Below are 21244 nucleotides of genomic sequence, written 5' to 3'. Positions count from 1 at the left end.
TGAACTCACGTGTGTTACGGTAGTTGTGAGTTCAGTGAATGAACCATGAAAGGCTCCCCATGACGCTCACCGCGACCCGCCGTCCCCCGGATCTCACCCTCGCGCTCACCTGTGCCGCACCGCTGCTGGTGTTGATCAACTACACCGCCCCCATGGTCACGCTGCCCCAGGCCGCGCGGGCCCTTGGCTCGGGACCGGCGGGACCGGCCTGGCTGCTGAACGCGATCGCGCTGGGCCTGGCGGCGCTGCTGCTGATCGCCGGAGACCTGGCCGACAACTACGGGCGGCGGCGGATCTACCTGGCTGGGATGTGGGCGCTGGCCGCCGCGAGCGTCATGGCGGCCCTGTCGGTGAACACGGCGATGTTCGTGACGGCCCGGCTGGTGCAGGGAGCCGCCAGCGCGGGACTGCTCACCGCCAGCCTGGGCGCCCTCGGCCACGCCTTCCCCGAGGGCCGCGGGCGGCTGCACGCCACGGGCCGCTACGGGGCCATGCTCGGCCTGGGCATCGCCGTCGGCCCGCTGATCTCCGGCGGGCTGGCCGCCGTGGCGGGCTGGCGGGCGGTCTACTGGGTGGTCGCCGCGGCCGCGGTGCCGCTGGCGCTGCTGGGGGCCGGGCTGCTGCCCGAGTCACGCGCGGCCGAGCGCCGGCCGCTGGACCTGCCCGGCGTCCTGCTGCTGGCCTCCGGCCTGGCCGCGCTGGTCACCGCCGTCACCGAGGGCCGCGGCGGCTGGTCCCAGCCGGTCGTGGCCGTCGCGGCCGCCGCCGCGGCGCTGCTGCTGGGCTCCTTCGCCGTGGTCGAGCGGCGCCGCCCCGTCCCACTGCTCGACCTGGGGCTGTTCCGGCGCCCCCTCTTCGCCGTCGCCACCGGCGGAGCACTCGTGGTCGGGATGGTGGTGATCGGGCTGATGAGCTTCCTGCCGACCGTGCTGCAGCTCGCCCGGGGCCTGTCCCCGCTGGGCAGCGCCGCCCTGTTCGCCGTCTGGTCGGGGACGTCGTTCCTGACCGCGCTGCAGGCGCGCCGCCTGCCGCTGGCCGGGCGGGGCCGCCTCGCTCTCGGGCTGCTGCTGTCGGCCGCGGGCACGCTCCCCCTCCTGGATGTGGCCGGTCACGCCCCCTGGGTCCGGATCGTGCTCGGCCTGGCCGTCGCCGGGATCGGCAGCGGCCTGATCAACGCCTCCCTCACCCACCTGGCGATCGAGAGCGTGCCGCCGCACCGGGCCGGGATGGGGTCGGGGGCGAACAACACCGCCCGCTACGTCGGCTCGCCGCTGGGCGTGGCCCTCATGGCCGCGGTCGTCGGCACCGCCGGCCTGTCGGCGGGGACCGACGGCGCCCTGGTGGTCTGCGCCGTGGTGGCGGCCGCGGCGGGCGGTGGGGTCCTGCTCCTCAGCCGTCCCGCCGGAAGATGATCACCAGCACCCGCAGGGCCAGGATCGCGCTGATCACCAGCAGGTTGTAGCCGATGAGCTGGTACAGGCCCACGTCGGTGGTGACCGGGGGACCGTTGTCGGCGCCGAGCAGCAGCACGGCCATGATGCCCGTGGTGGCCGCCAGCACGGTGAGCAGCACCTGGTGGAGCAGGCCGGTGACGTGCCGCCGGTCGCGCTCGTCGGCGAACAGGCGCACGTTCAGGCTGAAGCGGCCGTGCTCGGCTGCCCCGGCGATCCGCTCGATCCGGCGGGGCAGGCGGCGCAGCATGGGCAGCAGGCTGAGCGCCTCCTGCTCGACCGCCTGCCGTACCCACCCGGGGCCGCTCTGCTCGCCGAGATGGCGGACCGAGAAGGCCCGCGCCTCGGCCACGATGTCGAACCCGGGAGCCAGCCGGGCGAGCGTGCCCTCGATCGTCGCCAGCGCCCGGAACACCGCGGCCACCTCGGGCGGGACGGACAGGCCGTGCGCGGAGACGATCCGGAACAGCCTGCCGAACATCTGCATGTCCGGGGTGACGCCGGTGACCAGGTGCCGGGCCATGAACCGGCCGAGCTCGCGCTCCAGCTCGCGCTCGTCGATCTCGTCGGGCCGCGGCACGACCTCCAGCAGCGCATCGCTCACCCCGAGCGGGTCCCCGCGGTCCATCGCTCCCAGCAGGCGCTGCAGGGCGCCGCGCAGCGAGCCGTCGAGCCGTCCCACCGAGCCGAAGTCGAGCAGGGCCAGCCGCCCGTCGGCCAGCAGCATGATGTTGCCCGGGTGCGGGTCGGCGTGGAACACCCCGTGCAGCATGATCTGGCGGAGCAGCGTGTCGAGCAGGGTCCTGGCCAGCTCCTGCCGGTCCAGCCCGTCGGGTACGGCGGAGCCGAACGCGGTGCCCTCCAGCCGCTCCATGACGAGCACCCGCCGCCCGGACAGCTCCGGGTACGGCACCGGCACGCGGACCGGCTCCCCGGCCGTGGCGGCGGCCACGGCGGCCATGTTGGCGGTCTCGATGCGGAAGTCGAGCTCCTCGCGCAGCGCCTCGGCGAACCCCCTGGACAGGTCGGCGACCCCGAACGCCCGGCCCCACCGGGTCCGCCGCTCCAGCGTCCGGGCCAGGCGGGCGACGATGTCGAGGTCCTGCTCGACCACGGCGGCGATCCCCGGGCGCTGGACCTTGACCACCACCTCCTCGCCCGTCTTCAGCCGGGCGCGGTAGACCTGGGCGATCGAGGCCGCGGCGAGCGGCTCCCGCTCGAACTCGGCGAACATCTCGGCCACCGGCCGGCCGAGCTCGGCCACCAGCACCGGCTCGATCTCCGGCCAGGGCGCGGAGGCCACCTTGTCCTGCAGCAGCCGCAGCTCCTCGACGAACTCCACCGGCAGCAGGTCGCCCCGGGTGGAGAGGATCTGGCCGAGCTTGACGAAGGTGACCCCGCCCTCGTCGAGGGCCTCACGCAGCGACGTGGCCAGCCGGGCCCGGCTGGAGGGGGCGCCGAGGTCGGGGTCGCGGCCGCGCAGGTAGGGGCCGAGGCCGTGCCGTACGAGGATCCGGGTGATCTGGAGGTAGCGGCGCGAGCGGGCCACCCGGCCGCGCAGCCCTCTGATCAGCTCCAGCGGCCCGGGCAGCGATCCCGGCGGCACCAGGGCCTCGGCGATCACCAGGAAGACCATCCCGCCGAGCAGCGTGCAGACCACGGCGAGGATGAGGAACCACAGCGGCGTGACACCCCCGTCGTCCGGGTCCACCAGGCCGACGAACGCTTTCGTGACCGGCCCGCCGATCACGAACACGAACACCCCGGCCAGCAGCGTGCGGACGACCCCGAACCGCAGGTCGAGCAGCCTCCGGGCGATCAGCGTGAACCCGGCCAGCACCACCAGCACGGTGATCACGATGATCCCGGTCGCCAGGAGATCCACCTCTGCCCCGTCCGTTCCGTCGGCGAATATGACGGCGGACAGACTAGATCATGTGGGTGAGAGCGTGTGAAGATGGACCTCGACGGTCCCCTCTCCCTCGTGCCAGGACGGCTCGGCGAGCAGCCTGGCCAGCGCGAACCCGCTCTTCTGCGCGACCCTGCAGGAAGGGGTGTTGCCGGCCGCGTGCCGCAGCTCCAGCCGCGACAGCTCCAGGAAGGCGAAGGCCCACCGCGCGACCGCGCCCACCGCGTGGCCGGCCACGCCCCTGCCGCGGGAGGCCGGCAGGACCCAGTAGCCGACCTCGCCGACCCCGTCACCGGTGATCTTGACCCTGGTGTGGCCCAGCACCTCCCCGGTCGTCGCGTCGGCGATCGCGAACGAGCCCGACGAACCGTCGGCCCAGCCCGCGGTCCGGTCGGCGATCCACGCCCGCCCGTCGGGCTCGGCCGGGGCGGCGGCCGCCCACCGGCGGATCTCCGGATCGCGCAGCGCCGCGGTCACCACCTCGGCGTCGGCCGGGCGCCACGGCCGGAGGTGGAGCGTCCCTGCGGTGATCTCCATGGGTTCCACGTCAGCCGAGCGTACTCCCCGCCGAACGGTTCAGCACTTGACCGCCATACCGGACATTTCGCCCGCTTCTCCGCGGCCGGGGCGCCCATGATCATAGATACTCGGGCACGTCAGAGTGGCGGAAAAGTAAAGATACGCGGGAGCATGAGACCCTTGCCCTACTTCGATGCACGGTGAGGTGGGAAGGACGGCGCGCTAGAGATGGCACAGATCGTCGGCGGCGGACAGCCGGTGAACGACGCCGAGCGGCGGGTCATCGCCCACCTGCGGGACAACGCGCCCGACGACTGGCTGCTGCTGCACAACATCGAGGTGCCGCGCGGCGACGACACCTTCGAGGTCGACGCGATCGTCCTGACCGGCCACTCGCTCTGCGTCATCGACGTCAAGGGCACGCGCGGCCGGATCGAGGTCTCCGGGACGCGCTGGTTCCCCGCCCGGCGGGACGCGTTCGGCTCCCCGGTGACCAAGCTCCGCGGCAACGGGCGCGCGCTCAAGGGGCTGCTCACCCAGGAGCGCCGCGAGCTGGAGCGGATCTACGTCGACAGCGTCGTCGTGCTGACCGGGCCCGACACCGAGCTGGTCGACCCGGCCGGCCGTGACTCGCGGCACGTCACCGACCTGCCCGGCCTGATCGGCACGCTGAGCGACGTCTCCCGCGTCAGGCGGGGCTACACCCCGGACGTGACGCCGTACCGCACCCCGATCATCGAGGCCCTCAACGGCACCGTGCGGCGGTCCACCGCGCCGCCGCGCTTCGGCAACTGGGAGGTGGAGGAGCAGCTCGGCGGGGACACCCGGGTCACCGAGTATCGCGCGTTCAACGCCACGGTCCCGGGGAGCGAGACGGTCCTGCTGCGGGTCTACCGGGCCGACCCGCTGGCCCAGGAGGAGCCGCGCGCGGCCGAGCGGCGGCTGATCGCCAACGCCTACCAGTCCCTCACCCGGATCCCGCCGCACCCGTGCGTGGTGCGCTCCCGCGACTTCTTCGCCATCGACGACGAGAGCCGGTTCGTGCTGGTCCTCGACGACGTGCACGGCCAGGCGCTGCACCTGCACCTGACCGCCTCCCGGCCGGAGCTGTCCACCGGCGCCATGCTCGACGTGGTCGACGACATGCTGCTGGGCCTGGCCCACGTCCACGCCAACAACGTCATCCACCGGGCGCTCAACCCGGCCTGCGTCCTGGTGACCGAGGACGGCCGGGCGATGCTGACCGGGTTCGACTACGCCAAGCCGGGCCCCCGGGCGCACACCGTCGCCAACGAGCTCCCCAACGTCCTCGACACCCACTACGTGGCCCCCGAGTGCCAGGGCAGGCCCGAGCGGATGACGGCCGCCTCCGACGTGTACGCGGCCGGGGTGATCGCCTTCCGGCTGCTGGCCGGCGAGCTGCCTCCGGCGAGCCCGGACGCCGAGACCGCCGTGAACGGCGTCCCGGCCGAGGTCATGGAGCTGCTGCGGCGCATGCGCGACCACTCGCCCGCCAAGCGGCCGGACGCGGTGGAGGCCCTGGGCGCCCTGCGGCGGGCGCGGGAGGGGATCGTGGCCGAGCGGGAGCCGCTGCTGCTCGACCGGCTCCGGAGCAGGTTCAAGCGCATGTCCGGGCGGTAGCGGCGCGGGCCGATCACGGAGACCGGCAGAACCCGGAGCAGGAACAGCGCGGGCCGATCACGGAGACCGGCAGAACCCGGAGCAGGAACAGCGCGGGCCGATCACGGAGACCGGCAGAACCCGGAGCAGGAACAGCGCGGGCCGATCACGGAGACCGGCGGAACGCGGAGCAGGAACGGCACGGATCGGCCCGGCCGCCGGGGATCTTCCTGAGCCGGCCATGCGGCGCGGCCGAGACGGCGGGCCCCGGGGTGGCGACCACCCCGGGGCTCGCCCCGCGTGCCGTTCTCCCGGCGCCGGGAGGCTCCTAGCGCCTGGGTCCGCCGGAGCGGAAACGGTTCATCAGCTCGCGGAGCCTGCGCTGGTTGCGCGGGTCGCGGGCCATCGTCTTGGCCTTCTCGACGTTTCTCCGCCCCTGCGGGCTGCTCAGATAACTCCGGATTCGGTCGACCAGAGATGCCATGTCATCCTCCAACCCTCTGATGACCGCCTACCCCCCAGACCCGGCCCCAATCAGCGGCCCGGCCCGGGAGCCCGGTCAGGGGCCGGATCGGGGGCCGGGCCGGGGCCGCCCGGTCAGGAGTCCACGAAGCCGTCGGGGACCATCACGCGCAGGCCGTTGGGGACGGTCCGGATCGTGATGGGGGTCATCAGGCGGACCTCGCCGTCGACGTCGGCGGCCATCGGGGGGTCGGTCTCCAGGAGCATCTCCCGGCCGACCACGAAGGGGCCGCCCGCCAGGCTGCTCCAGCGGCCCGTGGTGGCCCGGATGAGGGTCTCCACCAGCAGCCGCAGGCGCTTGCCCGAGCCGAGCTGGTAGGCGACCAGGCGGCCGTTGTCGATGCTGATGTCCTTGGCCACCTGCCAGCCGCCGTGGAAGCGGCCGTTGGCGATGTTGAGCTGGTGGGTGAGCAGCTCGTGGCGGTGGCCGTCCACCGTGATGAAGGCGCGGAAGGGCTGGTGGTGGGGGAGGATCGTCAGCGCGGTGAGCGGGTAGGCCGCACGGCCGAGGATGCGCTTGAGCCAGGGCTTGACCGTGCCCGCCACCTCGACCGAGACGCCGAAGCTGGCCAGGTTGGCGAACTCCCGGTCACCGGCGATCCCCAGGTCGATGTCGGCGACCTTGCCGGTGTGGAACACCCGGATCGCGCCGGGCAGGTCGAGCGGGAGGCCGAGGCTGCGGGCGAAGTTGTTGGTGGTGCCCAGGGGCAGCACGCCGAGGGCGACGTCACGGTGGGCCACGTGCTTGACGGCGGCGCTGAGCGTGCCGTCGCCGCCGCCCACGACGAGCAGGTCGGGCCCGGCGTCCAGAGCCGCCTCCAGCGTGGCGCGCAGGCGCCTGGGGTCGTCCAGGGAGTAGAGGCGGAGCGGCTCGAAGCCCTCGGCCCGGAGCGTGCGGACCACCTCCGGATAGAGCCGGCGGCCACGGCGCGAACGCGTGTTGACCACCACGCAGACCCGGCGCCCGGTCCGGACGGCCTCGGTGTGCTCGGCCTTGCTGCGAAGCTCTCCCACGCTGCCCCTCTTCGGTCGGATGTTCCCCTGCAAATCGTAGGGCCCCGCCGTCGGTGACGGCGGGGCCCCACGGCCGGCGGACCGGGGTTACTGCTTGGGCGGCGTCACATGGACGATCGCGCCGAGGTTACCCGGCAGCGGGGTGAGCAGCTTGAGCTTCACGCCCAGGGCCTTGCCCTCGTCGCCGGGGTTACCGGTGCCCAGGACGTGGCCGTTGCCGAGGTCGGTGCCGTACAGCTCGGTGGCCGGGGTGCCGTCGACGTTGACGACCCGCGTGCTGTAGGGCTGGTCGCCCTTGGACGGGACGACCACCGAGGCGTCGAAGTCGCGGTAGCCGAGCGCCCCGTCACGGACCTCCATGCCCGGGTACCAGGTCTTGGCGTCGGTGAACTCCGGGACCCCGCCCTGCGAGCCGATCTTGGTGCAGTACTCGCTGAACGGCTCGTCCGCGGCCTCCACGCACTCGGTGAAGGGGTAGGTCTTGCCGAAGGAGAAGGCCGCGTTGCCGGTCTGGACGCGTCCCTGCAGGTTGTCCCTGAGCTCGCCGTCCTTCTCCGCCGCCACACCGGTACGGCGGAGCGGCTCGTAGTGCGAGTCGACGACCATCAGACTGCCCTTGGAGCCGATGCTCGGCGCCAGCTGGAGGTTGTTGATCAGGGAGTTGTTGGTGAAGGTCGAGTCGCGGTACCAGACCAGCAGGCCCGGGGCGTTGTACTTGAACTTCTCGACCTTCCACGCGCCGTCGCGGGCGTAGTTGGTGTCGTAGGCGTACTGCAGGCCCTTGTCGAAGCCGTCGAAGTTACGCCACTCGGCAAGGTAGAACCGCGAGACCTCGCGCTCGCCGTTGTTGACGACCCAGCCCTGGCCGTGGGTGTTGGTGAAGGTGCCGCCGCTGGGCGTCCAGCCGTTCAGGCCGCCCTCGACGTCGTCGCTCCAGACGGTCTCGGCGCCGTTGGTGAGGGCGAAGTCGTCGGCGTGCCAGCCGCGGGGGGTGAAGGCCGCGTCGGTGTCGTAGGTCAGGCGGAGCTTGACGGTCTTGCCGGCGAACGGGGTCAGGTCGACGTAGTCGTGCCGCCAGCCGTCGGTGTTGCCGGTGAGGGCGTACTTCTTGTTGCCGAACTTGACGAGGTTCTTGTTCGGGTCGCCGTAGCCGTCGTCGGTCGAGACCAGGGCACCGCCCTCGGTGTAGACCTTCTGCTGGGCGTAGGTCGCGCCGCCGTCGACGGAGACCTCGACGAAGCCGAAGTCCCAGTCCTGCTCGATCTCGTAGTTGTTCCAGAGCCAGAACTTCACGTCGGTCCCGGCGGGCACCTGGACCTCGCGGGTGATCTTGGAGTCGGCCCACTCCTGGTCCAGGTTGGACCAGAGCATCTTGGTGCCGCTGTGCGGCTCGACCATCTTCAGGGGCGCGCTGGTCAGGTTGACCCGGACGCCGTCCTCGGTGAGCTTGGGCGTGCGCGAGGTCTGGCCCACCGTCACCGCGCGGGCGCGGTCACCGGGGTTGAAGACCTTGGGGCTGGCCCAGCCGAGGATCCACTTGTCCCACAGGCCCATGTGGGTCGGCATCGACTGGAAGATCGGGCCGCTGTGCGAGCCGCTGGACATCAGGTCCCAGAAGTCGACGGCCGAGGAGGCCTGGCCGCTGGTGTCGTAGAGGTCCGGCAGGCCGAGGTCGTGGCCGTACTCGTGGGCGAAGACGCCGACGCCGGAGTCCTCCGGCTGCACGATGTAGTTGGAGATCTTCACGTTCTTGCCGGGGACCTGGTAGCCGCCCGCCACCGCGCTGGAGTGCGCCCAGATCGCGTAGGTGCCCTCGGCGCCGCCGTCGGAGGACTTGTCCTTGCCGGCGTGGACCAGGACCAGGTGGTCGACCACCCCGTCGGGCTCGGCGAAGTTGCCGTCACCGTCGGAGTCGGCGACGTCCTCGACGTCGTAGTCGGCCCACGGGAAGTTCGGGTCGGCGGCGGCCAGGGTGTTCACCGCGTCGATGGCGAGCTGGCCAGGGCCGAGCGGGTTGCTCGGGTGGCCGCTCATGTCCTGGACCTCCTGGCCGCAGGCGCGCGCGCCGTAGTACGCCTCGGAGTGCGGGACCTTGATCCACGGGCTGGCCTGACCGGTGACGGTGTAGGCGCCCTTGGACATCTCCTCGTACATGTTCTTCATCGTGTACTTGGAGATGTCGATGCCCTTACGGCCGTCCCGGGGATCGGTCAGGTCGGGGCGGACGCGCTGGGTGATGCCGTCCTTGCTGTAAAGCATCTTGTTGAAGTGCTCGGGGCTGAAGTCCGGCACCCAGAAACTGTTGTTGTCCTTGCGCGGCAGCGACGCCGGGTCAGGGATCTTGTTGTGCAGCGGGCCGTTGAGCAGGGTGCCCGGCGGCTCGGTGACGCACTCGGCGGGGTCCTCGCTGTCGACGTTCGCCGGACGGCTGAAGCCGGAGAAGTCGTCGTTGGCCTTGTCGTTGAACTCCACCAGCAAGGTGAGGAGCTTGGCCGTCTTCGCGGTCTTCGCCTTCTTGAACAGGAAGTCCGCGGGGTTGAGCCCGGTCCGGATCGCCTCGGCCTCGCGGGCGGCCAGCACCCGGGCGGCGGCGGGGTTACCGCTGGAGAACTTCTGCTGGATCTTCTCCGAGGGGCTGACCTTGCGTGCCCTGGAGTCGGGCGCGGCCGGCTCGTCCGCCTCCGGCTCATCCCTGGGCGGTGCGTAGTTGATGTAGTAGTCGGCCGCGGTCGGCTGGTACCGCGCGACCGAGGTGTCGGCCTCCGCCGACGTTCCCCCCACCGCCAGTCCCGCGGCGGCCAGGCCGACCACGGGCACTATCGCGAGAAGGCGCCTGCGAGCGCCTCTGCCTCTGCTGGACAACGCATACCCTCCCTGCCCGGGTTCGCCGGGCGCGGACGTCCCCGGCGCGCCTTATGCACGCACCGAGCGGGAGGTTAGACGAGAAGGTAAAGCAGCAGTAAAAGCGCCAAATGATGTTGTCAAACTGCAATAAATCATCGTTTGTCAGAAATAGATGACGATTTCCACTCCAATTCGGCCATGCGTCACTGAACGGCAGGTCAGCGAGTCAGGCCGGGACGCGGGATTGGGCGCGGGCAGCGCCCCTGGCGCGGGACCGGTCCAACGGCGGCACCGGGCATCGGAGCGCGCCCGGTCTCCGCGCGGACCCGCCGTACGGCCCGCGGACCGGACGGCGGACGGACCGGACGGCGAGTAGACCGGACGGCGGACGGACCGGACGGGCCGGACGGCGGACAGGCCCGACGGCGGACAGGCCCGACGGCGGGCAGCCCATGCGACGGGCGGAGCCGAGCGCGGGCGGACCGACGGCGGGCAGCCGACGGGCGGAGCCGAGCGCGGACGGGCCGGCGTCAGAGCGTCAGGGCGCCCCGCGGGGCTCCGGCGGCCGGACGGTGGAGGCCCCGGGACGCCTTGACGGGCCCCTCAGATCTCTTCGCTCGGGGCGGTCGGGTCGAGCTGGCGGGGCTGGGCCTGGACCCGGGGATAGTGCAGGTCGAACGCCGGGCGCTCGGAGCGGATGCGCGGCAGCGAGGCGAAGTTGTGCCGCGGCGGCGGGCAGGAGGTCGCCCACTCCAGGGAGTTGCCGAAGCCCCAGGGATCGTCCACGGTGACCTTCGGCGCGATCTTGTGGGTCCTCCACACGTTGTAGAGGAACGGCAGCGTGGAGACGCCGAGGATGAGGGCGCCGACCGAGGAGAGCAGGTTCAGGCCGGTGAAGCCGTCGGACGCGCTGTAGTCGGCGTAGCGGCGGGGCATGCCCTCGGCGCCCAGCCAGTGCTGGACCAGGAAGGTGGTGTGGAAGCCGATGAACAGCAGCCAGAAGTGCACCTTGCCCAGGGTGTCGTTGAGCATCTTGCCGGTCATCTTCGGCCACCAGAAGTAGAAGCCGGCGAACATCGCGAACACCACGGTGCCGAAGACGACGTAGTGGAAGTGGGCCACGACGAAATAGCTGTCGGTCACCTGGAAGTCCAGCGGCGGCGAGGCGAGGATGACGCCGGTCAGGCCGCCGAACAGGAAGGTGACCAGGAAGCCGACGGCGAACAGCATCGGCGACTCGAAGGACAGGTGTCCCCGCCACATCGTGCCGATCCAGTTGAAGAACTTCACCCCGGTCGGGATCGCGATGAGGAAGGTCATGAACGAGAAGAACGGCAGCAGCACCCGGCCCGTCCCGAACATGTGGTGGGCCCACACAGTGATCGACAGCCCGGCGATGGCGATGGTCGCGCCGATCAGGCCGATGTAGCCGAACAGCGGCTTGCGGCTGAAGACCGGGATCACCTCGGTGATGATGCCGAAGAACGGCAGCGCGATGATGTAGACCTCGGGGTGGCCGAAGAACCAGAACAGGTGCTGCCAGAGCAGCGGGCCGCCGGTGGCCGAGTCGTAGACGTGCGCGCCGAGCTTGCGGTCGGCCTCCAGGACGAGCAGCGCGGCCGCCAGCACCGGGAAGGCGATCAGCACGAGCACACCGGTCAGCAGCACGTTCCAGGTGAACATCGGCATCCGGAACATGGTCATGCCGGGCGCGCGCATGCAGATGATCGTGGTGATGAAGTTGACCGAGCCGAGGATCGTGCCGAGGCCGGACATCGCCAGGCCGACGATCCACAGGTCGCCGCCGGCCTGCGGGGAGAACGTGGCGACCGACAGCGGGGTGTATCCCGTCCAGCCGAAGTCGGCGGCGCCCCCGTTGGTGGCGAAACCGCTCATCGCGATGAGCCCGCCGAACAGGAAGAGCCAGTAGCTGACCATGTTCATCCTGGGGAAGGCCACGTCGGGCGCCCCGATCTGCAACGGCATGACCACGTTGGCGAACCCGGCGAACAGCGGTGTGGCGAAGAACAGCAGCATCACGGTGCCGTGCATGGTGAACAGCTGGTTGTACTGCTGCTCGTTGACCATCTGGAGCCCGGGATGGGCGAGTTCGGCCCGGATGATCAGGGCCATGACCCCGGCGAGCAGGAAGAAAACGAACGAAGTGATCAGGTAGAGATATCCGATGATCTTGTGGTCGGTCGTGGAGAGCCACGACACGAGCAACGATCCCTTACTCCTAGGTGCAAGCGTGGGCCGCTGTTGCACAGTGGTCACAGCCGGCTCCCTCCCGTCGGCGGCAGCAGGGTGCGGCGGGGCTCCTCCTGTCCGTCCACCCATCTCCCCCTTGCCCGGCTTCCGCGAAACAGACACCCCATACAGAAAGCCACAAGCGCCTACAGAGATGCTCTTTCCAAGAAATTTCCCTTTTATCGCCCAAATGGGCGCTCGGCGTCCGTGCCTCGGCACGTCGGGGACCCCGCACCCCCGGCCGGGCCGGGGCGGCCGCTCCCGGCCGCGCGGCGGACGTCCTGTGACGGCCACGCGGACCCCAGGCCGTAAAGTCCCCCTGTGACCGCTATTGCCGAACTTGTTGCTGCGCTGGCACCGGAGAAGGTGCTGACGGATCCCGATGTGACCGATTCCTACGCGCGGGACCGGACCTTCCTCGAACCGGGCAGGCCGCTGGCCGTCGTGCTGGCCGAGAGCCGCGACGACGTCGTCGCCACCCTCAGGTGGGCCGGCGAGCACCGGGTGCCGGTGGTGCCCCGGGGGGCCGGGACGGGGCTGGCCGGCGGGGCGACGGCGGTCGAGGGCGGCGTCGTGCTGGCGCTGCACAAGATGACGGCGATCAGGGAGCTCTCCCCCGCCGACGAGATCGCCGTGGTGGAGCCGGGTGTCATCACCGCGGACCTGGACCGGGCCGCCCGCGCGCACGGGCTGATGTACGCCCCCGACCCCTCCTCCTACGAGATCTCCACGATCGGCGGCAACCTGGCCACCAACGCCGGCGGCCTGCGGTGCGTCAAGTACGGCGTGACCCGCGACTCGGCGCTGGGCCTGGAGGTCGTGCTGGCCGACGGGCGGGTCCTCAACACCGGCAGGCGCACGGTGAAGGGCGTGACGGGCTACGACCTGACCGGGCTGTTCGTCGGCTCCGAGGGGACGCTCGGCGTGATCACCGCGGCTACCGTACGGCTGCGCCGGGCCCCGGCGGTCTACCCCGCGACGATCGCGGCCGAGTTCACCTCCCTCCGGGACGCCGCCGCCGCGGTCGCGGCGATCATCGCGGCCGGCTGCCAGCCGTCACTGCTGGAGATGCTCGACCGGACCACGCTCAAGGCCATCGACGACTGGAAGAACATCGGGCTGGAGGAGTCGACCCGGGCGATGCTGATCGCGCAGTCGGACGCGGCCGACGGGCCGGCGGTCGCCGAGCGCATGGCCGAGCTGTGCACCGCCAACGGCTCCCCCTTCGTCGCGGTGTCGTCGTCGCCGCAGGAGGCCGAGGAGCTGATCGGGGTGCGGCGGATGGCCTACCAGGCCAAGGAACGGCTCGGCAAGTGCCTGGTGGAGGACGTCTGCGTGCCGCGCTCGGCGCTGCCCCAGATGATCGAGAAGATCGAGGCCATCGCGCTGGAGCACGACGTGCTGATCGCCACGGTGGCCCACGCGGGCGACGGCAACCTGCACCCCGTCTTCATCTTCGACCACGGGCTGGTGGAACCGCCCCCCAACGTGTGGGCGGCGGCCGACGAGATCTTCCGGGAGACCCTGGAGATCGGGGGCACCCTCACCGGCGAGCACGGCGTCGGGCTGCTGAAGCGGCGCTGGCTCTCCCTGGAGACCGGGCCGGTCACCGAGGAGCTCCACCACGGGATCAAGCAGCTCTTCGACCCGCTCGGCATTCTCAATCCCGGCAAGGCAATCTGAACCGTTATCCCCTGGCCATCAACCTCAACGAGGGGACGAATCTCAACAGATCGCCCGTACCCCTGCCCACACTGGTAGCGTTCTACACCACCTAACACAACTTTGCATGCTTTGTCGGGGGGTCATTGTGGTGCAGCCGCTCTCGGCGGAGGATCCTCAACGGCTGGGCCCCTTCGAGCTGACCAGTCGGCTCGGGGAGGGCGGCCAGGGGGTCGTCTACCTGGGGAAGGGGCCGACGGGGGAACAGGTCGCGGTCAAACTTCTCCACCACGGGCTGGCGGCCGATCCCGAGGCCCGGACACGGTTCCTGAGGGAGGTCTCGGTCGCCCAGCGGGTGGCGCGGTTCTGCACCGCCCCGGTGCTCCACGCCGACCTCGCGGGCAGCCAGCCCTACATCGTGAGCGAGTACGTGCCGGGGCCGTCCCTGCGCCAGCTCGTCGACAAGGAGGGCCCGCGGCGCGGCGCCTCGCTGGAGCGGCTCGCGATCAGCACGGCGACCGCGCTGTCGGCGATCCACCGTGCGGGGATCCTGCACCGCGACTTCAAGCCCGCCAACGTGCTGATGGGCCCCGAAGGCCCGGTGGTGATCGACTTCGGCATCGCCAGGGCCCTGGACTCCCCCGGGGTGACCGCGACCGGGACGGCGATGGGGACGCCGTCCTACCTCGCGCCCGAGCAGCTCAGCGAGGGCGAGATCACGCCCGCCGCGGACGTCTTCGCCTGGGGCGTCACGATGGTCTTCGCCGCGACGGGAAGGCCGGCCTTCGGCGCCGACTCCATCGCCGTGGTGATGAACCGGATCCTGACCACCGAGCCCGAGCTCGGCGGGCTGGAGGGACAGCTGCGCGACCTCGTGGCCGCGTGCCTGTCCAAGGACCCGTCGCTGCGTCCCACCGCCGAGGAGCTCGTCAGCCACCTGATGGGCGCGACGCTCGCCTCCCCGGTCTCCCCCCGGCGGCAGGCCCCCGCGCCCGCCGCTCCCTCGCCCGCCGGCCCGCCGCAGCACTCCGGTCCGCCGCAGCACTCCGGCCCGCCGCACATGACCCCTGGTGCGCCCGTGCCCGCCGGCCCGCCGCACGCGCCCGCCGGCCCGCCCCCTGGCCCGCCGCACGCCTCCGCGGCCACCGTCCCGCCGCAGGCCGCCCGCCCCACCGCCGCGCCGCGCGGCGGACGGAAGGGACGGTGGCCGGTCGGGCTCATGATCGCGGGAGTGGCCGCGCTGAGCGTGGCGACCGGGACCGTGGTGGTCCTGCAGGGCGACGAGAAGGCCGCGGCGGTGCGGCCCGTGACGTCGGCCTCCCCCTCCCAGGAGGCGGAGGAGTCGGATCCGGCGCTCACCCCGGACGAGCCGCCCGCGGTGTGGGAGTCCCCCAGACCCAAGAAGAGCCGTACCCCCGTGCCCTCGCCCCCCGTCCAGATCACAGGTGAACCGGTCGCCCAGCCGTCCCACCGGCCGACCGGGCAGTCGACCAAGAAGGCGGGCGGGGGCTCCGGGGACGGGAAGCCGGAGCCGGAGGAGACCGCGTCGGAGCCGCCGTCGGTGATCGAGCCGACGGACGCGGGCCAGGCGAGCCCGCCCCCGTCGGTCAAGCCCACGGCCAAGCCGTCCACGGCCAAGCCCACGCCGAAGCCGTCGCCGTCGCCGTCCAAGCAGACGGTCTCGCCGCCCAAGCCGAACCCCTACAGCCCGACCGTGGTCTGCGGCACGGGCTACAAGGTGATCGCCTCCCGGGCCCTGGGCAGCGCCGCGACCATCTATCTGCTCTACAACACCGGCGCGGGCAAGAACTGCGTCGTCACCATGGCCAAGTACGTGGCCCCCGCGAAGGTCAAGATGAACGCGACGCTCCAGGTGCAGGGCGGCTCGTCGGGGAGCAACCCGGGCTCCTTCACCGCCTACGCGGGCCCGGTACGGCTCGCCGCCGTCAAGAAGTGCGTCATCTGGGGCGGCTCGCACGGCTCGCTGTCGTGGAAGAGCGGCTGGAGCCACTGCGGCTGAGCCGAGCGGGTGGACAGGCCCGCGGCGACGAGTGGCAGGCATCGAGTGACAGGGACGGACCCGGACGGCGTGACGCCGCCCGGGTCCGTCCCTGTCATCCGGTCTTTCCTCCGGTCCCGCCGGTCTTCTCCTCCGGCTTTTCGGGCCTCCTCCGGTCCTCCGGTTCTCCGGTCCTCCGGCCCAGCCGGCCCGGCCCGCGTGCCGGGGCTCCAGCGACGGCCTGGCGGGAACGCGGGGGGTGGGTTACCTTAACTGACGTGATCGTCAAGTCCGAGGTGCTGACCAGCCGTGGCAGGCGGACGCGGGCGGCCCTCATCCAGGCCGGGCGGGAGGCGTTCGAGGAGCAGGGGTTCGAGGCCGTGCGCGTCGATGACGTCTGTGCCCGAGCCGGGGTCTCGCACGGCACCTTCTACACCTACTTCGGTTCGCGGGAGGAGCTGTTCCGCGAGGTGGCGGGCACGGTGGTGGGCGAGATGTTCGCCGCCAGCGTGGTCGGCCCCGCCGCGCCCGGCGACCCCTACGCCCGCATCGAGGCGGCCAACCTGCTCTACCTGCGCGCCTGGGCCTCCAACTCCCGGCTGGTGCGGATGCTGGAGCAGGCCGCGGCCACCGACGAGAGCTTCCGTGGGCTCCTGCTCGAACTGCGCGAGGTCTTCGTGCGGCGGGGCGCCGAGGGGCTGCGCCGCCTTCAGGAGCAGGGCCTGGCCGACCCGGGGCTGGACCCCCGGCTGACCGCCGTGATGCTGGGCGGGATGGTGGAGCACTTCGCCCGTGTCTGGCTCGATCTCGGCGAACAGGCCGACGAGCGGACCGCCGTCGCGATGCTCACCACGCTCTGGGCGCGGGCCATCGGCCTGACATCGGCGTCAACCACGCCCGTCCCGATCACGTCCGCCCCGACCGCGCCCGGCTCCGCCGCGCCCGCCCCGGCCGGGGCCGCGCCTGCGGAGACGTCACCGGCCGCGTCCGCGTCAACCCAGGGAGAGGGCACATGAGCCGGCTGGACACCTCCGCGGACGACTACCTGGCGCGGCGCGAGGCGATGCTGGCCAAGCTCGCCGAGCTCGACGCCGAGCACGCCAAGGCCGTGGCGGGCGGCGGGGAGAAATACGTCGAACGGCACCGCAGGCGGGGCAAGCTGCTCGCCCGGGAGCGGATCGAGCTGCTGATCGACCCGGCCTCGGCCTTCCTGGAGCTGTCGCCGCTGGCCGGCTGGGGCAGCGACTTCCCCGTCGGGGCCAGCGTGGTCACCGGGATCGGCGTGATCGAGGGCGTCGAGTGCGTGATCAGCGCCAACGACCCGACCGTGCGGGGCGGCTCGTCCAATCCGTGGACCCTGCGCAAGACGCTCCGGGCCGCCGACATCGCCTTCCAGAACCGGCTGCCGCTGGTCAACCTCGTGGAGTCCGGCGGCGCCGACCTGCCGACGCAGAAGGAGATCTTCATTCCGGGCGGCCGGGTGTTCCGGGACCTGACCCGGCTGTCGGCCGCCGGGATCCCGACGATCGCCCTGGTGTTCGGCAACTCCACGGCCGGCGGGGCCTACGTCCCCGGGATGAGCGACCACGTGGTCATGGTGAAGGAGCGCGCGAAGGTCTTCCTCGGCGGGCCGCCGCTGGTCAAGATGGCCACCGGGGAGGAGTCCGACGACGAGTCGCTGGGCGGCGCCGAGATGCACGCCCGCGTCAGCGGCCTGGCCGACTACCTGGCCGCCGACGAGCACGACGCGCTGCGGATCGGGCGGCAGATCGTCAGGGGACTGAACTGGCGCAGGCTCGGGACCCCGGCGGGGGCGGTGCGCGACCCGCTGCACGACGAGGACGAGCTGCTGGGGATCGTGCCGGAGGACCTGAAGATCCCCTTCGATCCGCGTGAGGTGATCGCGCGGATCGTCGACGGCAGCGACTTCGACGAGTTCAAGCCCCTGTACGGCGGGAGCCTGGTGACGGGCTGGGCCCGGCTGCACGGCTACCCGGTCGGGATCCTGGCCAACGCCAGGGGCGTGCTGTTCAGCGAGGAGGCGCAGAAGGCCGCCCAGTTCATCCAGCTCGCCAACCAGGCGCGGACCCCGCTGGTCTTCCTGCAGAACACCACCGGCTACATGGTCGGCAAGGACTACGAACAGGGCGGCATCATCAAGCACGGCGCCATGATGATCAACGCGGTCTCCAACTCGACCGTCCCGCACATCACGATCGTCATGGGCGCCTCCTACGGCGCGGGCAACTACGGCATGTGCGGCCGCGCCTACGACCCCCGTTTCCTGTTCGCCTGGCCGAGCGCCAAGTCCGCCGTCATGGGCCCCGCCCAGCTGGCCGGGGTGCTGTCCATCGTCGCCCGGAGCGCCGCCCAGGCCAGGGGGCAGGTCTACGACGAGGAGGGCGACGCGGCGATGCGCCAGCTGGTCGAGGCGCAGATCGAGGCCGAGTCGCTGCCGTTCTTCCTGTCCGGGCGGCTCTACGACGACGGGGTCATCGATCCCCGCGACACCCGGACCGTCCTGGGCCTGTGCCTGTCGGCCGTCAACAACGCCCCCGTCCCGGAGCCCGCCGGCTTCGGCGTCTTCCGGATGTGACCACGCCCATGATCAGCCGTCTTCTCGTCGCCAACCGGGGTGAGATCGCCCGGCGCGTCTTCCGCACCTGCCGCGACCTCGGCATCGAGACCGTCGCGGTCTTCTCCGACGCCGACGCCGGGGCGCCTCACGCGGCGGAGGCCGACCACGCAGTGCGGCTCGCCGGCGTCAAGCCCGCCGACACCTACCTGTCCGTGGACAGGGTCGTCGGCGCGGCCCTCACGGCCGGGGCCGACGCGGTCCATCCCGGTTACGGCTTCCTGTCGGAGAACGAGGCGTTCGCGCAGGCCGTGCTCGACGCGGGTCTGACATGGGTCGGCCCCTCCCCCGAGGCCATCGCCGCGATGGGCTCCAAGATCAGGGCGAAGGCCCTGATGGCCGAGGCCGGGGTCCCGGTGCTCCCGGGCTTCACCGCCAGGCCCGGCTACTCGATGGACGATCTCGAACACGACCTCGACACCGTGTTCACCCGGATGAGCGGATCGGCGTCCGGATGGCGGGTCCCCCTGCTGGTGAAGGCGTCGGCCGGCGGCGGCGGGCGCGGGATGCGGATCGTGGCGCTGACCGACGACCTGCCCGGCGCGGTCGAGTCGGCCCGCCGGGAGGCCGAGTCGGCGTTCGGGGACGGGACGGTCTTCGTCGAGCCCCTGCTGGAGAACGCCCGGCACATCGAGGTCCAGATCCTGGCCGACCGGCACGGGACGGTGTGGACGCTGGGCGAGCGGGAGTGCTCCATCCAGCGGCGGCACCAGAAGGTGATCGAGGAGACCCCCTCCCCGGCGGTCTCCCCCGCGATGCGGGCACGGCTGTGCGGCGCGGCGGTCAAGGCGGCGCAGGCCATCGGATACGTCGGGGCGGGGACCGTCGAGTTCCTCGTCAAGGACGACACGGTCGCGTTCCTGGAGATGAACACCAGGCTCCAGGTCGAGCACCCGGTCACCGAGTGCGTCTACGGCGTCGACCTGGTCGAGCTCCAGCTCCGGATCGCCGAGGGCGCCCGGCTCCCCGGGGCCGCACCGGCGCCCTCCGGCCACGCCGTCGAGGCGCGGCTGTACGCCGAGGACCCCGCGCGCGACTGGCTCCCGCAGACCGGGACCCTGCACCGCTTCGACGTCCCCGGCGTGACCTCCCGCTTCTCCCCCGTGCCGCGTGGCGCCTCCGGCGGCCTCCGGCTGGACTCCGGTGTGGAGGACGGCTCCGAGATCGGCGTCCACTACGACCCGATGCTCGCCAAGGTCGTCTCCTACGGGGCCAGCCGCGCCGACGCCGTGCGGAGACTCGCCACCGCCCTGTCGAGGGCGACGATCCACGGCCCCGTCACCAACCGGGACCTGCTGGTCGCGGTCCTGCGCAGCCCGGCCTTCCTGGCCGGCGACACCCACACCGGCTTCCTCGCCGAGCACGGGTCCGTCCCGGCCGCCGGGGAGCGCGCCGTGGGCCTGTCCGCGCTCGCCGCCGCCCTCGCCCAGGCCGCGGCGGAAAGGCGGGCGGCGACCGTGCAGGCCGCGCTGCCCAGCGGGTGGCGCAACGTGGTCTCGCAGCCGCAGCGCGCGGCCTTCGAGGAGGCGGAGGTCGCCTACCGGATCACCCGGGACGGCCTGCGGGCGGAGGGTTTCCCCGACACGGTCCTGGTCGGCGCCACGCCCGGCCTGGTCGTCCTGGAGACCTCCGGCGTCCGGCACCGCTTCGCCGTCGCCCGCTACGACGGCGTGACCCACGTCGACTCCCCCCTCGGCGCGGTACGGCTGACGCCGCTGGCCCGGCTCCCCGAGCCGGTCGAACACGTGGCCCCGGGCTCCCTGCTGGCGCCGATGCCCGGTACCGTGCTCCGCGTCGAGGTGAAGTCCGGCGAGCCCGTCGTGGCGGGCCAGGTGGTCGTGGTGCTGGAGGCCATGAAGATGGAACATCAGATCACCGCCCCGGTGGCGGGCACGGTGTCCGCGCTGAACGTCGCGCCGGGCCGGCAGGTCGAGGCGGAGGCCGTACTGGCCGTGATCGAGGAGCAGGCATGAACACCGATGGGGGCTGGCCGATGGAGCGCCTGGTGCACAAGGAGCTGTCCGGAGGGGTCGCGACGATCACCCTGGACTCCCCGCGCAACCGGAACGCGCTGTCCGTGCGGCTGCTGGGCGACCTGGAGGACCGGCTCAACTGGGCGCTCGCCGAGGAGCGCGTGCGGGTCATCGTGCTCACCGGCACCGGACCGGTGTTCTGCGCCGGGGCGGACCTCAAGGAGCAGCGGATCGAGCCGGGCAACGCGCACGAGGCGCCGGTGACCGCCTCGTTCCCGGAGATCATGAACCTGATCTGGGAGAGCCCCAAGCCGGTCGTCTGCCGGTTGAACGGCACCGCGCGCGCCGGAGGGCTGGGCCTGGTGGCGGCCTGCGACTTCGCGATCGCGCCGGACACGGCGTCGTTCGCCTTCACCGAGGTGCGGCTCGGCGTGGTCCCCGCGATGATCTCGGTGACCGTGCTGCGGCGGCTCGAACCTCGGGCCGCGGCCGAATACCTCCTCACCGGAGAGGTCTTCGACGCCGCCCGCGCCCAGGAGATCGGCCTGCTCACCCGCGCCGTCCCGGAGGAAGATCTGGACAGCGCGGTCGCCCACTACACCGGCATGCTGCTGCGCGGCGGCCCCGAGTCCCTGGCGCTCACCAAACAGCTCGTGCGGACCGTGCCCACGCTGCCGGTGGAGGAGGGCCTGCGTCAGATGGCCGAGCTGTCGGCCCAGCGCTTCACCTCCGCCGAGGGCCAGGAGGGCATCGCCTCCTTCATGGAGAAGCGGCCGGCCTCCTGGATCCCCCGGTCCTAGCCGCCCCGGCGGCCCCAGGGATCCCGGCGCCGCGCGCCGGGATCCG

At 72.0% G+C, this 21244-nt stretch carries 14 protein-coding genes; 8 read left to right on the top strand and 6 right to left on the bottom strand.

Going from position 1 to position 21244, the window contains the following annotated elements; translation table 11 throughout:
* The first annotated feature begins 38 nt into the window (after positions 1 to 38).
* Positions 39 to 1412, top strand: coding sequence for an MFS transporter (locus tag J2S55_RS31175; protein ID WP_306868256.1), 1374 nt, complete (start codon positions 39 to 41; stop codon positions 1410 to 1412).
* On the opposite strand, the gene J2S55_RS31170 is transcribed toward J2S55_RS31175, so the two are convergent.
* Both J2S55_RS31170 and J2S55_RS31165 read right to left on the bottom strand, forming a co-directional pair.
* Positions 1390 to 3336 carry an ABC1 kinase family protein gene (locus J2S55_RS31170; protein ID WP_306868254.1) on the bottom strand — a complete coding sequence of 649 codons (1947 nt, stop codon included), beginning with the start codon at positions 3334 to 3336 and terminating at the stop codon, positions 1390 to 1392. The genes J2S55_RS31175 and J2S55_RS31170 overlap by 23 nt on opposite strands.
* 48 nt (positions 3337 to 3384) lie before the next feature.
* Positions 3385 to 3897, bottom strand: a complete 513-nt coding sequence (locus J2S55_RS31165; RefSeq protein WP_306868252.1) for a GNAT family N-acetyltransferase — start codon at positions 3895 to 3897, stop codon at positions 3385 to 3387.
* 210 nt (positions 3898 to 4107) lie between these two features.
* Between J2S55_RS31165 and mads6 the strand changes: the two genes are divergently transcribed.
* Positions 4108 to 5520, top strand: coding sequence for a methylation-associated defense system protein kinase MAD6 (gene mads6, locus J2S55_RS31160; protein ID WP_306868251.1), 1413 nt, complete (start codon positions 4108 to 4110; stop codon positions 5518 to 5520).
* A gap of 307 nt (positions 5521 to 5827) precedes the next feature.
* On the opposite strand, the gene J2S55_RS31155 is transcribed toward mads6, so the two are convergent.
* The 4 genes from J2S55_RS31155 to ctaD form a co-directional block, all read right to left on the bottom strand.
* Positions 5828 to 5983 carry a hypothetical protein gene (locus J2S55_RS31155; RefSeq protein WP_306868249.1) on the bottom strand — a complete coding sequence of 52 codons (156 nt, stop codon included), beginning with the start codon at positions 5981 to 5983 and terminating at the stop codon, positions 5828 to 5830.
* Between the two features lie 113 nt (positions 5984 to 6096).
* Entirely contained in the window at positions 6097 to 7035 is a 939-nt protein-coding gene (locus tag J2S55_RS31150) for a diacylglycerol/lipid kinase family protein (RefSeq protein WP_306868247.1), read from the bottom strand.
* Between the two features lie 87 nt (positions 7036 to 7122).
* Positions 7123 to 9852 carry an immune inhibitor A domain-containing protein gene (locus J2S55_RS31145; RefSeq protein WP_306868245.1) on the bottom strand — a complete coding sequence of 910 codons (2730 nt, stop codon included), beginning with the start codon at positions 9850 to 9852 and terminating at the stop codon, positions 7123 to 7125.
* A gap of 630 nt (positions 9853 to 10482) precedes the next feature.
* The gene (gene ctaD / locus J2S55_RS31140) at positions 10483 to 12156 is read right to left on the bottom strand and encodes an aa3-type cytochrome oxidase subunit I (protein ID WP_306868243.1); all 1674 of its coding nucleotides are present in this window, start codon (positions 12154 to 12156) and stop codon (positions 10483 to 10485) included.
* A gap of 294 nt (positions 12157 to 12450) precedes the next feature.
* Here ctaD and J2S55_RS31135 point away from each other — a divergent pair, with 294 nt between their 5' ends.
* From J2S55_RS31135 to J2S55_RS31110, 6 genes are all read left to right on the top strand, one after another.
* Positions 12451 to 13812: an FAD-binding oxidoreductase gene (locus J2S55_RS31135; protein WP_306868241.1), complete on the top strand. Its 1362-nt coding sequence runs from the start codon at positions 12451 to 12453 to the stop codon at positions 13810 to 13812.
* A 127-nt stretch (positions 13813 to 13939) separates the two neighbouring features.
* Positions 13940 to 15811: a serine/threonine-protein kinase gene (locus tag J2S55_RS31130; RefSeq protein WP_306868239.1), complete on the top strand. Its 1872-nt coding sequence runs from the start codon at positions 13940 to 13942 to the stop codon at positions 15809 to 15811.
* A 257-nt stretch (positions 15812 to 16068) separates the two neighbouring features.
* Positions 16069 to 16806, top strand: coding sequence for a TetR/AcrR family transcriptional regulator (locus tag J2S55_RS31125; protein WP_306868237.1), 738 nt, complete (start codon positions 16069 to 16071; stop codon positions 16804 to 16806).
* A complete protein-coding gene (locus tag J2S55_RS31120; RefSeq protein WP_306868236.1) occupies positions 16803 to 18386 on the top strand; it encodes an acyl-CoA carboxylase subunit beta in 1584 nt (527 codons plus the stop codon). The genes J2S55_RS31125 and J2S55_RS31120 overlap by 4 nt, the downstream gene beginning before the upstream one ends.
* A gap of 8 nt (positions 18387 to 18394) precedes the next feature.
* Complete coding sequence (locus J2S55_RS31115; RefSeq protein ID WP_306868234.1) at positions 18395 to 20398, top strand: acetyl/propionyl/methylcrotonyl-CoA carboxylase subunit alpha; 2004 nt, start codon at positions 18395 to 18397, stop codon at positions 20396 to 20398.
* The gene (locus tag J2S55_RS31110; protein WP_306868232.1) at positions 20395 to 21198 is read left to right on the top strand and encodes an enoyl-CoA hydratase-related protein; all 804 of its coding nucleotides are present in this window, start codon (positions 20395 to 20397) and stop codon (positions 21196 to 21198) included. The genes J2S55_RS31115 and J2S55_RS31110 overlap by 4 nt, the downstream gene beginning before the upstream one ends.
* Positions 21199 to 21244: the final 46 nt, after the last annotated feature.

Source organism: Streptosporangium brasiliense (genome assembly GCF_030811595.1).
GTDB lineage: Bacteria > Actinomycetota > Actinomycetes > Streptosporangiales > Streptosporangiaceae > Streptosporangium > Streptosporangium brasiliense.
This window is presented reverse-complemented; position numbering and strand designations above follow the sequence as displayed.

Coding starts and splice junctions, on each gene's coding strand:
- J2S55_RS31165 (WP_306868252.1), bottom strand. CDS start 3,897: ATGGAGATCACCGCAGGGACGCTCCACCTCCGGCCGTGGCGCCCGGCC.
- J2S55_RS31155 (WP_306868249.1), bottom strand. CDS start 5,983: ATGGCATCTCTGGTCGACCGAATCCGGAGTTATCTGAGCAGCCCGCAG.
- J2S55_RS31115 (WP_306868234.1), top strand. CDS start 18,395: ATGATCAGCCGTCTTCTCGTCGCCAACCGGGGTGAGATCGCCCGGCGC.
- J2S55_RS31110 (WP_306868232.1), top strand. CDS start 20,395: ATGAACACCGATGGGGGCTGGCCGATGGAGCGCCTGGTGCACAAGGAG.
- mads6 (WP_306868251.1), top strand. CDS start 4,108: ATGGCACAGATCGTCGGCGGCGGACAGCCGGTGAACGACGCCGAGCGG.
- J2S55_RS31175 (WP_306868256.1), top strand. CDS start 39: ATGAACCATGAAAGGCTCCCCATGACGCTCACCGCGACCCGCCGTCCC.
- J2S55_RS31120 (WP_306868236.1), top strand. CDS start 16,803: ATGAGCCGGCTGGACACCTCCGCGGACGACTACCTGGCGCGGCGCGAG.